The sequence below is a fragment of the Pseudomonas sp. NFPP04 genome, from assembly GCF_900113815.1.
Lineage (GTDB): Bacteria > Pseudomonadota > Gammaproteobacteria > Pseudomonadales > Pseudomonadaceae > Aquipseudomonas > Aquipseudomonas extremorientalis.
This window is the reverse complement of sequence record NZ_FOQS01000009.1, coordinates 83,604-97,592: the sequence shown is the minus strand read 5'-3', so window position 1 is coordinate 97,592 and position 13,989 is coordinate 83,604. Positions and strand designations below refer to the sequence as shown.

18 protein-coding genes are annotated in these 13,989 nt (G+C 62.4%); 8 read left to right on the top strand and 10 right to left on the bottom strand.

Features of this window, described 5'->3' with window-relative positions; translation table 11 throughout:
• Positions 1-32: 32 nt before the first annotated feature.
• The 3 genes from BM017_RS19450 to BM017_RS19440 are packed head-to-tail and all read right to left on the bottom strand — an operon-like array spanning position 33 to position 2,385.
• Entirely contained in the window at positions 33-947 is a 915-nt protein-coding gene (locus tag BM017_RS19450) for a 5-oxoprolinase subunit C family protein (RefSeq protein ID WP_092247345.1), read from the bottom strand.
• Positions 944-1,648 (bottom strand): 5-oxoprolinase subunit B family protein, encoded by a 705-nt coding sequence (locus BM017_RS19445; RefSeq protein ID WP_092247342.1) that lies wholly within the window; start codon positions 1,646-1,648, stop codon positions 944-946. Before BM017_RS19445 ends, BM017_RS19450 begins: the two co-directional genes overlap by 4 nt.
• On the bottom strand, positions 1,645-2,385 hold the full coding sequence (locus BM017_RS19440; protein ID WP_092247339.1) for a 5-oxoprolinase subunit PxpA: 741 nt from the start codon (positions 2,383-2,385) through the stop codon (positions 1,645-1,647). Before BM017_RS19440 ends, BM017_RS19445 begins: the two co-directional genes overlap by 4 nt.
• A gap of 176 nt (positions 2,386-2,561) precedes the next feature.
• Here BM017_RS19440 and BM017_RS19435 point away from each other — a divergent pair, with 176 nt between their 5' ends.
• Positions 2,562-3,485: a LysR family transcriptional regulator gene (locus tag BM017_RS19435; protein ID WP_092247336.1), complete on the top strand. Its 924-nt coding sequence runs from the start codon at positions 2,562-2,564 to the stop codon at positions 3,483-3,485.
• Positions 3,486-3,536: 51 nt separating this feature from the next.
• Here the strand turns inward: BM017_RS19435 and BM017_RS19430 are convergent, their stop codons facing one another.
• The 3 genes from BM017_RS19430 to BM017_RS19420 are packed head-to-tail and all read right to left on the bottom strand — an operon-like array spanning position 3,537 to position 5,434.
• The gene (locus tag BM017_RS19430; RefSeq protein WP_071488989.1) at positions 3,537-4,079 is read right to left on the bottom strand and encodes a DUF2937 family protein; all 543 of its coding nucleotides are present in this window, start codon (positions 4,077-4,079) and stop codon (positions 3,537-3,539) included.
• A gap of 11 nt (positions 4,080-4,090) precedes the next feature.
• Positions 4,091-4,867 carry a class II glutamine amidotransferase gene (locus BM017_RS19425; protein ID WP_071488988.1) on the bottom strand — a complete coding sequence of 259 codons (777 nt, stop codon included), beginning with the start codon at positions 4,865-4,867 and terminating at the stop codon, positions 4,091-4,093.
• A gap of 30 nt (positions 4,868-4,897) precedes the next feature.
• The gene (locus BM017_RS19420; protein ID WP_058425328.1) at positions 4,898-5,434 is read right to left on the bottom strand and encodes a hypothetical protein; all 537 of its coding nucleotides are present in this window, start codon (positions 5,432-5,434) and stop codon (positions 4,898-4,900) included.
• A gap of 25 nt (positions 5,435-5,459) precedes the next feature.
• Between BM017_RS19420 and BM017_RS19415 the strand changes: the two genes are divergently transcribed.
• Positions 5,460-7,502: a S9 family peptidase gene (locus BM017_RS19415; RefSeq protein WP_092247333.1), complete on the top strand. Its 2,043-nt coding sequence runs from the start codon at positions 5,460-5,462 to the stop codon at positions 7,500-7,502.
• Positions 7,503-7,570: 68 nt separating this feature from the next.
• Positions 7,571-8,044, top strand: a complete 474-nt coding sequence (locus BM017_RS19410; protein ID WP_071488986.1) for a cyclic nucleotide-binding domain-containing protein — start codon at positions 7,571-7,573, stop codon at positions 8,042-8,044.
• On the opposite strand, the gene BM017_RS19405 is transcribed toward BM017_RS19410, so the two are convergent.
• Complete coding sequence (locus BM017_RS19405; RefSeq protein WP_071488985.1) at positions 8,041-8,319, bottom strand: hypothetical protein; 279 nt, start codon at positions 8,317-8,319, stop codon at positions 8,041-8,043. The genes BM017_RS19410 and BM017_RS19405 overlap by 4 nt on opposite strands.
• Before the next feature lie 78 nt (positions 8,320-8,397).
• Here BM017_RS19405 and BM017_RS19400 point away from each other — a divergent pair, with 78 nt between their 5' ends.
• Positions 8,398-9,078 carry a spermidine synthase gene (locus BM017_RS19400; protein ID WP_071488984.1) on the top strand — a complete coding sequence of 227 codons (681 nt, stop codon included), beginning with the start codon at positions 8,398-8,400 and terminating at the stop codon, positions 9,076-9,078.
• Positions 9,079-9,082: 4 nt separating this feature from the next.
• On the opposite strand, the gene BM017_RS19395 is transcribed toward BM017_RS19400, so the two are convergent.
• On the bottom strand, positions 9,083-10,003 hold the full coding sequence (locus tag BM017_RS19395) for a ParB/Srx family N-terminal domain-containing protein (protein WP_092247330.1): 921 nt from the start codon (positions 10,001-10,003) through the stop codon (positions 9,083-9,085).
• A 98-nt stretch (positions 10,004-10,101) separates the two neighbouring features.
• Here BM017_RS19395 and BM017_RS19390 point away from each other — a divergent pair, with 98 nt between their 5' ends.
• The 3 genes from BM017_RS19390 (at position 10,102) to BM017_RS19380 (ending at position 11,535) form a co-directional block, all read left to right on the top strand.
• The gene (locus tag BM017_RS19390) at positions 10,102-10,476 is read left to right on the top strand and encodes a YajD family HNH nuclease (RefSeq protein WP_025858458.1); all 375 of its coding nucleotides are present in this window, start codon (positions 10,102-10,104) and stop codon (positions 10,474-10,476) included.
• 172 nt (positions 10,477-10,648) lie between these two features.
• The gene (locus tag BM017_RS19385) at positions 10,649-11,116 is read left to right on the top strand and encodes an RNA methyltransferase (protein WP_003189607.1); all 468 of its coding nucleotides are present in this window, start codon (positions 10,649-10,651) and stop codon (positions 11,114-11,116) included.
• A gap of 68 nt (positions 11,117-11,184) precedes the next feature.
• Entirely contained in the window at positions 11,185-11,535 is a 351-nt protein-coding gene (locus BM017_RS19380) for a YgaP family membrane protein (protein WP_092247328.1), read from the top strand.
• Here BM017_RS19380 and BM017_RS19375 read toward each other — a convergent pair.
• On the bottom strand, positions 11,532-12,752 hold the full coding sequence (locus tag BM017_RS19375; RefSeq protein WP_092247326.1) for a hypothetical protein: 1,221 nt from the start codon (positions 12,750-12,752) through the stop codon (positions 11,532-11,534). The two genes, BM017_RS19380 and BM017_RS19375, sit on opposite strands and share 4 nt — an antisense overlap.
• 13 nt (positions 12,753-12,765) lie before the next feature.
• A complete protein-coding gene (locus BM017_RS19370; RefSeq protein ID WP_003172524.1) occupies positions 12,766-13,215 on the bottom strand; it encodes a YcgN family cysteine cluster protein in 450 nt (149 codons plus the stop codon).
• 154 nt (positions 13,216-13,369) lie between these two features.
• Between BM017_RS19370 and BM017_RS19365 the strand changes: the two genes are divergently transcribed.
• Complete coding sequence (locus BM017_RS19365; RefSeq protein ID WP_092247323.1) at positions 13,370-13,954, top strand: nitroreductase family protein; 585 nt, start codon at positions 13,370-13,372, stop codon at positions 13,952-13,954.
• Positions 13,955-13,989 lie beyond the last annotated feature (35 nt).

Below are 13,989 nucleotides of genomic sequence, written 5' to 3'. Positions count from 1 at the left end.
AGCCCCCTCCCACATTTTGACATCAGTGTTTTTCAGGTCGTGGTGAACCGCTTCAGAAAGTCGATGTGCTGCTGGTGGGCCGTCTCCTGCACCACCGGCGCCAACCTCACCGTCTCCCCCGGCAAGCATTGCGCCAGCCGCGCCAGCGACAACGGCGTCAATGCACCCAGGCGCGGATAGCCACCGATGGTCTGTCGATCATTGAGCAACACGATCGGCTGCCCATCCGGCGGAACCTGGATCGCGCCCAGCGGAATGCCTTCGGAAATCAGCGACGGTCCCTGGTATTGCAACGGCGCGCCCAGCAGGCGCATCCCCATGCGGTCGGCGCGGCTGTCGAGGGCCCATGCGGTGTTGAAGGCGTCGAATAGGCTCTGGCCGCTGAATTGGCCAATCTGTGCGCCAACGATCACTTCCAACGGTTTACCGGATTGCAAATCCGGTGCACTCAGCACCTTCATTGCACCACCTGTACCGGAGTAGACCAAGCGCCCTCCCTCGGCCAACGCCTTGCCGAAACCGTCCACCCCGCCCAACTCTTCACGCACAACCGTGGCGCAACTGCCAAGCACAGCCGGCGCATCAAAGCCGCCCGGTGCCGCAAGATAGGCCCGCGCACCGCTGAACGGCTGGGTGAAGCGCAAACGCTGGCCCTTTTGCAGGATAAAACTGCGGCCCGGGCTGATGGCGCGTTCATCGATGTACGCGCCCAGGTCTGCACCGGCCAGGGCCAGCAGGCAATAATCCTCGGCCTGCACGGTGAAACCGCCCAGGGTGATTTCCACCACCGGCGCGTCCAGTGCATTGCCCAGCAGCCAGTTGGCCCAGGACATCGACACCCAGTCCAGCGCCCCGCCCTGGGTCACGCCCAGGTGGCGTACGCCAAAGCGACCGGCGTCCTGCAACAGGCACAACGGCGTGCTGGCCTCGATCAGTAAGCGACTCATGCCTGCGCCTCCAACGGCGTGTCATCGCCACCCAACTTGATGAATTCAGCACGCTCGACCGCTTCGAAGCGCACCGTGTCGCCGGGCTGCATCAGGCTGTAGCCGTCGCGCCCGCGGTCGAAGAGCCTGGCCGGCGTGCGGCCGATCAGGTTCCAGCCGCCCGGCGACACCACCGGGTAGGCGGCGGTTTGTCGTTCGGCGATGCCGACGCTACCGGCCGCTACGCGTTTGCGTGGGGTATTCAGACGCGGCGTGGCAAGAACTTCATCCACCAGCCCCATAAAGGCGAAGCCGGGCGCGAAACCGAGGGCAAACACCTGGTATTCGTGGGCACTGTGGCGGCGGATCACTTCGTCTATAGCCAAACCGCTGCGCTGGCTGAGCAAGGTCAATTCCGGGCCGACGCTCAAGTCGTACCACACCGGCAGCACATGGCACTGGCCGCCGCCCTGGGCTTGCGGCTGCAGGTCGGCAAGGGCCCGCTCGATCAGTGCCCGCGCCTGGGCCGGGTTCACGGCGCCGAGGTCGTAGTGCACCATCAAAGTGGTATAGGACGGCACCAGGTCCACCAACGCCGCGCCGAAGCCACTGCGCAGGCGCTGGGTAGCGGCGAGCATCCACGGCATGTTGGTTTCGGCGATAGCATCAAACAGGCGCACCATCAGGCAGTCGATGGCGACCACTTCAATCCGTGGCTTCATGCTGGCTTCAATGCCTCGCGGATACGCTGTACCGCCGCGACCGAGCTTGCATTGTCGCCGTGCACGCACAGGGTATTGGCTTGCAGGAGCAGCGGGCTGCCGTCGCTGGCAATCAGCGCCTCACCACGGGCAAGGGTCAGGGCTTGCTGCACGATGGTGTCGGAATCATGGTGCACGGCGCCCGGCAACTGCCGCGACACCAGGTGCCCTTTGTTGTCATAGGCGCGGTCGGCGAAGGCTTCGAACCACAGGGTGACACCGTATTCGGCGCCCAAGGCCTGGGCCGCGCTGTTGTCACGGGTAGCGAGCAGCATCAGCGGCAGTTCGCCGTACGCCGCCACGGCCTGGATCACTGCGCGCAATTGCACGGGGTTGACCATCATGTCGTTGTACATCGCGCCATGGGGCTTGACGTAGCTGACCCGCCCGCCCTGGGCACGGCAGAGACCATCGAGCGCACCGATCTGGTAGTGCAACAGGTCCTCGATTTCCTGCGGGGTATAAGCCATGGAGCGACGGCCAAAGCCTTGCAGGTCCTGGTACGCCGGGTGTGCACCGATTTGCACGCCATGCTTGAGCGCCAGGCTGACGGTCTTGCGCATGATGCTCGGGTCACCGGCATGGAAACCGCAGGCCACGTTGGCGCAATCGATGAACGGCATGACCTCGGCGTCCAGACCCATGGTCCAGTTGCCAAAGCTTTCGCCGATGTCGCAATTGAGTAAAAGACGGCTCACGGACTGTCGCTCCTGTAGGCTTTGTTTGCTTGTAGTGTGGGATTTTTTACGCAGAACTCGCAACTTGTCCTGACACCCCAACGGCGCTTATCGTGCAATGGCTCGATTTTTGGCGCTGGCCCGGTGCGGCGTCCAACTAATAAAAACCGATCCATGCATAAGAAAAAGTTGATCCCATGAATTTGAAGTTCCTCGAAACCTTCGTCTGGGTGGCCAAGCTCAAGAGTTTCCGCCTGACCGCCGAGAAGCTGTTCACCACCCAGGCCTCGATCTCCAGCCGCATCGCGGTGCTGGAAAGCGAGTTGGGGGTGAAGTTGTTTCTGCGTGACTCACGGGGCGTGAGCCTGACCCCGGAAGGCTTGAAGGTGCTGGATTACGCCGAGCAGATGATGGTGACCATGCAGGGCCTGAAGCAGTCCCTGGAGACCACCAGCAGCAAGGTCGGGCGCATCCGCATCGGTGCGATGGACACGGTGATCCATACCTGGCTCAGCCCCTTGGTGGCGGAATTGATGGACCACTTCCCCCTCGTGGAAATCGAATTGGTCGCCGATACTGCACTGAACCTCAGCGATCAGCTGCAAAAAGGCTTCCTCGACCTGATCCTGCAAACCGACCTGCTGCGCCTGGAAACCGTGCGCAGCCTGGAACTGGCCAGCCACCCCATGGCCTGGATCGTCGCCAGCCAGTCGATCTACAACCGCGACTACGCTTCCCTCGCCGAACTGGCCCAGGAGCGCATCATCACCTACTCGAAAAACTCCCACCCGCACCAGGACGTGATCAGCCTGATGCAAGCCAACGGCGTGGCCGCGCCACGCATGAACTGTGTGAACTCGGTGTCGGCCATCACCCGCCTGCTGCGCGATGGCTTCGGCATCGGCGCACTGCCGCCGGTGCTGGTCAGCGAGGAACTGGCGCGTGGGGAGTTGGTGATGTTGCCGATGGCGCAGAAGCTGCCGAACTTGCAGGTGGTGGTGTCGTGGCGCGTGGGGGTGGAGTTGGTGGAAGAGATTGTGGGGCTGTGCCAGAAGGTGGTTGCACGGTATGCCGAAGAGGTTGGCCTAGAGCGGATGCTACTGAGCACACAACCTCACTGAAGACACAGGATTAAAACTGTGGGAGGGGGCAAGCCCCCCCCACATTTTGTCTCAGAGGCCCTTGAGGTCGCGCTCTTCGATCGGCCGGCTCTGGCGCAGGCGCTTGCCGCCCAGCACCACCCAGTCGATCAGGCGGAACAGGCATTCCAGACCAAACGACAGCAGCATCGCCCCGCCCAGCCCCCAGCCCATGGCCTCGGGCGTCAGCAGGATCTGGTAGCTGTAGCCGTTCCAGGTTTCCAGGCGGATATCCGGGTCAGCCGCCACCGCCACCTGCAGGGCGCGGATGTACCACGGGCCTTGCATGGCCTGGAATTGCTTGTCCAACGCCACCTGGCGGTCAAGCATGGCGCCCAGGCTGTTGGCATCGCTCTGGAACACCGGGTCATCACTGGCGCGGTAATGCGCCACCAACGCTTTCAAATCGCCGTTGAAGAACTGGCGTGCGGTGTTTTCAAACCCGCTGAGGCCGGTCTGGGCCTCGATCAGGTGCGCTTCGACGCGCTTGGCATAGTCGTTGATAAACCCCGGGACTTGCACGCCGATCAGCAGGCCAATCGCAAACAGCACCAACCGCAGATAACTGAGCAACATGGGCGATATCCTTACTCGGTAATGCCCTGGCTGACGCATTCACCGCGTCGCCACAGGCTCCATTGGCCCGGTTCGTAGCGGGTCCAGTTTTCGTTGTCGGTCAAAGGTTCAGTGGCAATCACCGTCACCACATCGTTAGGTGTGGTTTCGGCCTGAAAGTCGACGATCACGTCGACATCTTTCAGGCGCGCCGGGCCGAACGGCGCACGCCGGGTAATCTGTGCCAATTTGGTCGAACAGTAGCAGAACAGCCAGTCACCATCGCTGAGCAGGCAGTTGAACACGCCCTTGCTGCGGTATTCGGCACAGGCGGCGATCAGGTCCGGCAGCACTTTTTCGATGTCCACCGGCTCGGGGAAGGCTTCACGCACGCGGTTGAGCAGGTCGCAGAAGGCCGCTTCACTGTCGGTGTCGCCCACCGGGCGGTAGAACGTGGCGCGGGGATTGAAGTCCGCCAACTGGCCATTATGGGCGAAGCACCAGTTGCGGCCCCACAGTTCGCGCACGAACGGGTGGGTATTGGCCAGGCTGACCTTGCCGACATTGGCCTGGCGGATATGGCCGATGACCACTTCGCTTTTGATGGGATAACGCTGCACCAGCAGCGCGACTTCCGACTCACTGCTGGCGGCCGGGTCCTGGAACAGACGCAGGCCACGGCCTTCGTAGAACGCGATGCCCCAACCGTCACGGTGGGGGCCGGTGCGCCCACCGCGCTGCATCAGCCCGGTGAAGCTGAACACGATGTCGGTGGGGACGTTGGCACTCATGCCCAATAATTCACACATGCCAGGGCTCTCGCTGCAGGGCGGACGACGTTAAAGGCGCGGTTCGACGCGCATACCGCTCACGGGTGCAGGACGGCGGAAGGGCACGTCGTCTTCATCTTGATCCGGCTCGGCGGCCAGGGCCGCATCGGCGGCGGCCTTGCGCTCGCGACGGGCCTTGGCGGCACGCTCGATGGGCCAGCGGATCAACACGAACACCAGGTACACGCCAAAGGCGATCATGGTGTACATGAACAGATCGGAGATGGCCCGCCAGGCGTTATTGCCGACCTTGAGCACCAGATCGAGGGCGGTGATGGCCACCGCCGGCGCGAACTGGGTCTTGACCGGGTCGACGATGGTCGGGCTCAACAGCAGCACCGCCATCAGCAATTGCAGCGGCTCGCGCAACCAGCGCCAGATCCAGCGGGTCATGCGCCACCACACCAACAGGCAGCCCAAAGCGGCGAAGGCGTAAAGGCCCCAAGCGGTCAGATAGTCGTTCTCGGTCATGGTGTCCATGGCAAGGTTGGCAAACAGGCGGCTATGATAACGGCTTTTGCGTGTCGCGGCTGCAATGCCTGCCACCGTCTGCCAGATAGAGATCAATCCTATGCCTGTATCGACTGCTCCGATTGCCCGCAAGGCCCAAGGCCCCGATCCGTACGCCTGGCTGCAAGAGCGCGACAGCGCCGAGGTGCTCGATTACCTCAAGGCCGAGAATGCCTGGCAGGAAGCGCAACTCGCCGACCAGAAGGCGCTGCGCGACAGCCTGTTCGAAGAGATCAAGGGCCGCATCCTCGAAACCGACCTGTCCCTGCCCTCGCCGTGGGGGCCGTACTTGTATTACACCCGCACCACCGCCGGTGACGAGTACGCCCGCCACTACCGCTGCCGCCGCCCGGCGGATGACAGCAACCAGGTGGATGACAGCAGCGAAGAGCTGTTGCTGGACCCGAACGTACTGGCCAATGGCGGTTTCTTCTCCCTCGGCGCGTTCAGCATCAGCCCCGACCACCAGCGCCTGGCCTACAGCCTCGATACCAGTGGCGAAGAGATCTACACCCTGTACGTGAAGGAACTGGCCACCGGCAAGGTCAGCGAGCTGGAGTTTGAAGACTGCGACGGCAGCATGACCTGGGCCAATGACAGCCTGACGCTGTTCTTCGGCGAACTAGACGACACGCACCGCCCGCACAAACTCTATCGCTATCGCCTGGATGGCACGGCGGCGCAGGAAGTGTTCCACGAGCCCGACGGGCGTTTCTTCCTGCATTGCTACCGTTCCAGCTCCGAACGCCAGTTGCTGCTGTCGCTGGGCAGCAAGACCACCAGCGAAGTCTGGGCGCTGGATGCCGACCAACCGCAGCTGGCGTTCACCTGCCTGGCACCACGGGTCGAGGACCATGAGTACGATGTCGATCACGGTCAGCTGAATGGCGCGTGGACCTGGTTTATCCGCAGCAACCGGGATGGCATCAACTACGCGCTGTTCGTGGCCACCGACATTGGCGACGTGCCGACCGAAGGCGAATGGCAGAACCTGATCCCTCATCGTGATGACGTGATGCTCGACGGCGTCAGTCTCAACACCAGCGCCATGACCCTGAGCCTGCGCATCGGCGGCCTGCCGGTGATCGAGGTGCACCCGGAAGGATTGCCGGTGTATCGCGTGGAATTGCCCGACGCAGCCTATAGCCTCTACGTACAGAACAGCCTGGAGTTTGTCAGCGACAAAATCCGCCTGCGCTACGAAGCCCTGAACCGCCCGGCCCAGGTCCGCCAGTTGGAACTGGCCAACGGTGCACAACAGGTGCTCAAGGAGACCCCGGTACTGGGCGTGTTCAACGCCGACGACTACGTGAGCCAGCGCCTGTGGGCCACCTCCGCGGACGGCACCCGGGTGCCGATCAGCCTGGTGGTCAAGCGCGACCAGCTCGGCAAGCCCACACCGCTGTACCTGTACGGCTACGGCGCCTACGGTTCGAGCCTCGACCCTTGGTTCTCCCACGCCCGCCTGAGCCTGCTGGACCGGGGCGTAGCGTTTGCCATCGCCCACGTGCGCGGTGGTGGCGAGCTGGGCGAGGCCTGGTATCGCAACGGCAAGCAGGAACACAAGCAAAACACCTTCAGCGACTTTATCGCCTGTGCCGAACACCTGATCGCCGAGGGCCTGACAACATCCAGGCAACTGGTGATCAGCGGCGGCAGCGCCGGCGGCCTGTTGATCGGCGCCGTGCTCAACCAGCGCCCGGCGCTGTTCCAGGCGGCGATTGCCGAAGTGCCGTTCGTCGACGTGCTCAACACCATGCTCGACCCCGAGCTGCCGCTGACCATCACCGAGTACGACGAGTGGGGCAATCCGCAAGAGCCCGAAGTATATGAGCGCATCAAGGCCTACGCGCCTTACGAAAACGTCAGCGCCCAGGCCTACCCGCACCTGCTGGTGATCGCCGGCTACAACGACAGCCGCGTGCAATACTGGGAGGCCGCCAAATGGGTCGCCAAGTTGCGCGACACCAAGACCGACGACAACCTGCTGCTGCTCAAGACCGAACTGGGCGCCGGCCACGGTGGCATGAGCGGTCGTTACCAGGGATTACGTGACGTAGCGCTCGAATATGGATTTGTGTTCAAGGCGCTGGGGCTGGTTTAAGGAACTTAGCCGGGCGGTCCTGTCTGACCACAGGACCGCCTACTGATTGATGGATCAAGATTGCAGCCATGGCACTACCGACATTAATGAATACCGAAATCCGCGACATGCTCATGGATTGCGGCCTGTTCGACCCGCTGTTGCCGGAAGACTTTTACGTCGCTGCCGGCTACTTCAACATCAGCAGCATTGCCCGTGACGAAGCGATCTTCCTCGAAGGGGACGCCGGCACCTTCATGTGCATCATCCACAGTGGCCAGGTGGCGGTGCAGAAAACCAATCATGACGGCCAGCGCCTGACCATCGCTACCCTGCGCAGCGGCCGGGCCTTTGGTGAAATGGCGGTACTTGACGGCGAGCGGCGTTCCGCCAGTTGCGTGGCGGCCAGTGACTGCGTGCTGCTGAACCTGGGCCGGGATTCCCTGGAAAAGATGCTCAACGAAGCGCCCAGGATCGCCGCCAAGATCATCCGCGCGATAGCCATCGCCTTGTCCAAGCGCCTGCGCATGGCCGACGGGCAGTTACTGTCGCAACAGTTTTAACCGCCCGGCGACTTCGGCTTGCTGTCGTTTTGCAGCAGGCCGGGCACCGTCTGGTCCTTCGGCGGCGTGGGCAGCACGATAGGCACCAGTGGTGGCGAACCGTTGGTCTTGGGCACGGCAGGCGGGGTGACTTGCGGGTACAACGTCGGCGTCGGGGTGCCCGGCGCGCCTGGCGTCGGGGCGGGCGCGACCGGTACGGTTTGCAACTCCTGAGCCTGCGTCGCACCACAGGCGAGCGCGCTCAACACAATGACCGTTAGAATGCTGCACTTCATCGATGGCTCCATGGCCTGACCGGAATGTCACAAGGCTACTCCCAACCGCGCAAGAATGCCCTTCCCAATGAGATTTCCATGAAACGTTTCGTTCTGCTCGACACCACCCCGATCCCCGACAACGGCGGTGCCTTGTGCCTGTTCGAATACGGTGAAGATTTTGTCATCAAGATCCAGGGCGGTGACGGCGGCCAATTGATGAACACGCGCATGCATGGCTCCGAAGATGCGCTTGCGGAAATTCCCTGCCGCAAAGTTGCCGGGCGTCCGGATTCGCGGGTGCTGATCGGTGGCCTGGGCATGGGGTTCACCCTGGCTTCGGCGCTCAAACACCTGGGCAAGACCGCCGAGGTGGTCGTGGCAGAACTGGTGCCGGGAGTCGTGGAATGGAACCGTGGGCCGCTGGGAGAAAAATCCGGCCGGCCACTGCTGGACCCACGCACGGTGATCCGCCTGGAGGATGTCGCCAAGGTGCTGCAGGCCGAGCCCCAGGGTTTTGACGCGATCATGCTGGACGTGGACAACGGCCCCGAAGGCCTTACGCAAAAGGCCAACAGCTGGCTTTACTCCGCCGGTGGCCTGGCCGCCTGCGCCAAGGCCCTGCGCCCCAAGGGCGTGCTGGCCGTGTGGTCGGCCAGCGCCGACAAGCTGTTCAGCGACAAACTGCGCAAGGCCGGTTTCAAGGCCGAGGAAGTCCAGGTGTTTGCCCATGGCAACAAGGGCACGCGGCACACCATCTGGATTGCACAGAAGGTGTGATCGGTTAGCGCAGGGAATTGCGGTAATCGATCACGTACGGCACTTTTTTGTCGAAGGTCTTTTCCAGTTCGTTACGGTCGAGCCTGGTCATGCCGCCCAGTTGATGGGCGGTAAAGCCGCTGTCGCCGACCTGTGAGCCGGGCGCCAGGCTGACCATGCGCTTGGCGACGGCTTCGATGGCGTCCTTGTAACCACCCTTCTTGTTCAGGTTGTACTTGCCCAAGTCAATTTGAGTGCGCAGCCAATTGCCCCAGTAGAACTCCAGGAACTCCGGTGCGACCTCGCCAGCCTCAGGTTTGCCATAGGCGGCCTTGCGGGTGAAATACACCAGGCTGCGGAACGTGTCGTCCTGCAGGTTCTTGAAGCCCAGGTGTGCCGGCAACTGCTCGGGCGGCAGGGTCTGGCCCTGGCTGTCCTTGAGCCAGACCTTGCGCGCCGCTTGCATGCGCAGCCAGAAGCTCTTCATATCCGGGCTGTTGCTGAAGTCATCCGTGACCTTGACCCACATGTTCAAGCGAGGGCCTCCACCAGGGACTTCCCACAAGGTGGTGAAGCTATGGTGACCATCGGTCAGGTACAACTGGCCGCCGGGGCCGACTACCACGGTTTTCATGTCGTCGGGATGGGTGCCGACCGGGTCCTGGCAGGTAAAACTCGACGGCTGGTGCAAGTCCGCGCCCTTGGGCACCTTGTCGGCTTCGCCCTGGCCGTTGGTCTCGCAGTATTCATCGAAGACCTTGGCGGGTTTGTCCGCGAACAGCCCCAGGCTGTAGTAAATCTGGTCGAAGCCCACCACGGCCTGGGTCGGGTGCAGTTGTTCGAGGGCCACCTCGATCACTTGTCCGGGTTTTGGCGTGGAGAACGCTTCGGCGTGGGCAACTACCCCACACAACAACAGTGCAACAGTCCATGGATGCAGACGCATGAGTTTCAGATCCTTATGAGTAAAGTGAAGCGGTTATTTACGTCGCGAGCGGCTAGAATCAACCCTATCCGTGAACCACAAAATAGCCAGGAGCCATGATGAGCTCGACCAACCCGCCCTCCCACACCGCCAAGCTGGATCGCATCCTTGCCGATGCCCAGCGCGACCGGGAAATGGGCTACCGCGACAAAGCCTTGAAGATGTACCCCCACGTGTGCGGCCGCTGCGCCCGTGAATTCTCGGGCAAACGCCTGAGCGAACTGACGGTACACCACCGCAACCACAATCATGATGACAATCCCCAGGACGGTTCCAACTGGGAATTGCTGTGCCTGTACTGCCACGACAACGAACACTCGCGCTACACCGACCAGCAGTACTTTGGCGAAGGCTCCACCAGCAGCCCGACGATTGCCAAAGCCACGCATAACCCGTTTGCGGCGTTGGCGGGGTTGATGAAGAAAGACGACTGATAGTCCATTGTTGTTAGCACCGGCCTCATCGGGGGCAGGCCCCCCTCCCACATTCTGACCGGCGTACGCAGGCCTAGTGTGGGAGGGGGCTTGCCCCCCGATGGCGATCGTCCAAGCAACACATCCCCCCAAGGCCGTATAATCGCCGTTTTTCTCCAAGGCACCCTTCCCCGTGGGCAATAAACGCTACAGCTGCATCGGTCTGTACAACCCCAAATCCCCCGAAAACGTCGGCTCGGTCATGCGCGCCGCCGGTTGCTACGGCGTGGCCTCGGTGTTCTACACCGGCGTGCGCTACGAGCGCGCCCGGGATTTCATCACCGACACCAAGAAGGTCCATCACGACATTCCGCTGATCGGCATCGATGACCTGAAAAAGATTCTGCCCCTGGGTTGCATCCCCGTCGCCGTGGAGCTGGTGGAAGGCGCCCGCCCGCTGCCTGAGTACACCCACCCCGACCGTGCGCTGTACATTTTCGGCCCCGAAGACGGCTCGCTGGATAAAGAGATCCGCGACTGGTGCGAAGACGTGGTCTACATCCCGACCACCGGTTGCATGAACCTCGCCGCCACGGTCAACGTGGTCCTTTACGACCGCCTGGCCAAGGGCAACAACACCCGTTCAGGCCCCAAGTACTGATATTTCGGGAACATCCAGCGTCTGCGGGCAGTCAGCTAATTATCAATAGCCCTTGTTGGAGACAGATCATGAGCGACAGCAAAACCTTGCGACCTATCATCGAACACACCCCCTTCGAGACTCAGCCAAGGCAGAACGTGCACGGTTGGGAACGCATCGGCTCGGTGGCCGGTGGTGTGATGATGGTGGGCAAAGGCCTGCGCCGGGGTGGGATTTTCGGCCTGATCCAGGTGGCGATCGGCGGCGTGGCGCTGGCCCGTGGCTTTACCGGGCACAGTTCGCTCAAGGACAAGCTGGAACAGGGCCGCCAGGAAATGAACAGCGTGCGTACGAAGATCGAGCGTGCCGGCGCAGAGTTGAAGAACTTGAAGACCAAGGCCGAAGTGGCGGCCGAGAAGGCCACCAAAACCAGCGTCTAACGCAGCAGCTTGCTGTCCAGCACCACCGACGACTCGCCGATGATGCTTTCAGCCAACTGCACAAACTCCGCCGTGGTGATGCGGCTGGCCCGCATCACCGCTTGCGTCAGGTCATCCAGCGACCGCTTGTTATGAGTCTTCACGCGGATCTCGCGATCCAGCTCCTGCAGCAGCACCACCGCCCGTGACACTGTCGCGCCGCTGACGTGCTCGCCACGCAGGCTGGTCACGTCCTTGCCTTCCTTCGCCAAGCGCGCCTGTATCGCCTGGTAACGCTCATCGGTGATGCCGCCGGCGCGGCGCAGCAACTCGATTGCGTAATATTCGCCCAAGCCCTCGCTGATCCAATCACTGGTGTCGTGATCGTTGAAACGCCCTATCGCCTGCACCACTTCACGAATCAGCGGGCTGCCGCCGTTTTCGCTGACCAGCGGCGTGCGGCTGTTGAGGTAGATCGAGTCATGCGCCGAAAACACACCACGTCGCATCGGGTCGCTGGCACCCACCACCAGCAGCTTGGCCGGGTGACGCGGGAAAGCCGTTTCCACCTGCGGCCAGACGAAGGTCAGCAACGTCAGCACATCCATACGGCGCATGGCCTGGCCCTTGGGCGAAGCCACGGTGACGTCGGTTTCGCCCAGGCGTACGCGACGACTGCCAAGGTTGCCGGCAAGCATCCAGCCGGTGGGCCGGTCGAACAGGCGCGACACGTTGTCGATGCGGAACTTGTTCTTGCCGATTCGGGGCCAGGCAGTTTCGACGCTTTTCCAGCCGTCCGGCAGTTCAAACACCAGGCGCGAGACCAACTCGACGCCGTCCTGCTGGTCGAGCCGCGCCGTCGGCACCAGGTCATCGCCGCGAAACAGCGCCCAGCTTGGTGTCATCCGCGCTTCATAGATACCCGGCTTGCGCGCGTGGGTGAGGCGCACGCGGTAGGTCAGGCTGGCCTTGTCGGCGCTGGGTTGCCACAGGCCACGGTGTTCCTTGACGCTCCACTGGCCGTCGGCCTTGAAGTCGCTGTAGTCGCCGTCGCGACCCAGGTCGAAGTTCAGGCTGCGCACCGCCGAGCCCTGGGACAGGCTCAGGCGTACCTCGGCCTGATCGCTCTGGGGCAGCAGTTTGACGTGATAATCCAGGTCGACTTTCTTCGCGCACCATCCAGGCTGACTCAGTAGCAACAACACCAGGCTCGCCGCCAGCTTGGTTCCCACCCTCATACATACTCCCCTCTCAGCCCGCGCGGAAAATCAGGTAATCCTCCCAGTCGTCCTCGGGCACGCTGCCTTCGCTGAGCATGCGCCCGGACTGGGAAATGCGTTCATGGTGCACGGCATCACGGTCGCCGCACACCAGGTGGTGCCACAGCGGCAAGTCCTTGCGCTCGCTGACCAGGCGGTAACCACAGGTGGGTGGCAGCCATTTGAACTGGTCGGCCTGGCCCGGGGTGAGCTGGATGCAATCGGGCACCGATGCACGACGGTTGGGGTAGTCGGTGCACTGGCAGGTCTTGAGATCGAGCAGTTTGCAGGCGATACGCGTGTAATAGACGCTGTTGTCGTCTTCATCTTCAAGCTTTTGCAGGCAGCACAGGCCACAGCCGTCGCACAACGACTCCCACTCCTCCTGGTCGAGGTGTTCGAGGGTTTTGCGTATCCAGAAAGGTTCGACTTTGGCGGCCATGGCTCTACATCAGTATCGGTAGGTGAAAAGGCCGCCAGTCTAGTGCCCACGGCTGCGGGATCCAAGCGCTTACGACTGGCGGTGTTACAACACTTGTCAGTCTAGTGGCTGCGCAGTAGCTTTGAGGGCCGAATTGACGATCAGGAACTGCTCCATGACACGTGTTGCCGACTATCCGATCCACACCCAGTTCACCGACCGCTGGTCGCCTCGCGCCTTCACCGGCGAGAGCATCTCCAAGGAAACCCTGCTGAGCTTTTTCGAAGCCGCACGCTGGGCCCCTTCCGCCTACAACTCGCAACCCTGGCGTTTTCTCTATGCGCGCCGCGACACACCGGACTGGGAGCGCTTCCTGGGTTTGCTGAATGAATTCAACCGTGGCTGGGCGCAACATGCGTCGGCCCTGGTGATCATCGCCTCGAAAACCGACTTCACCGCCCCCGGCGCCACGGAAGAAACCCCGGCGCTGTGGCACACCTTCGACACCGGTTCCGCCTGGGGCCACCTGGCGCTGCAGGCCAGCCTCAGCGGTTGGCACACCCACGGCATGGCCGGCTTCGATCAGGAACTGACCCGCAAAGAGCTGAAGATCCCGGAGGGCTATGCGCTGCATGCCGCCGTGGCGGTTGGCAAGCTGGGGGACAAATCGAGCCTGCCGGAGTACCTGCAAAGCCGTGAAGCGCCAAGCCCACGCAAGCCACTGAGCGAGTTGGTGTCCGAAGGTGACTTCAGCCTGTAGCGCCCGGTGAACACTGCCCCCGAGGGGGCAGTTGT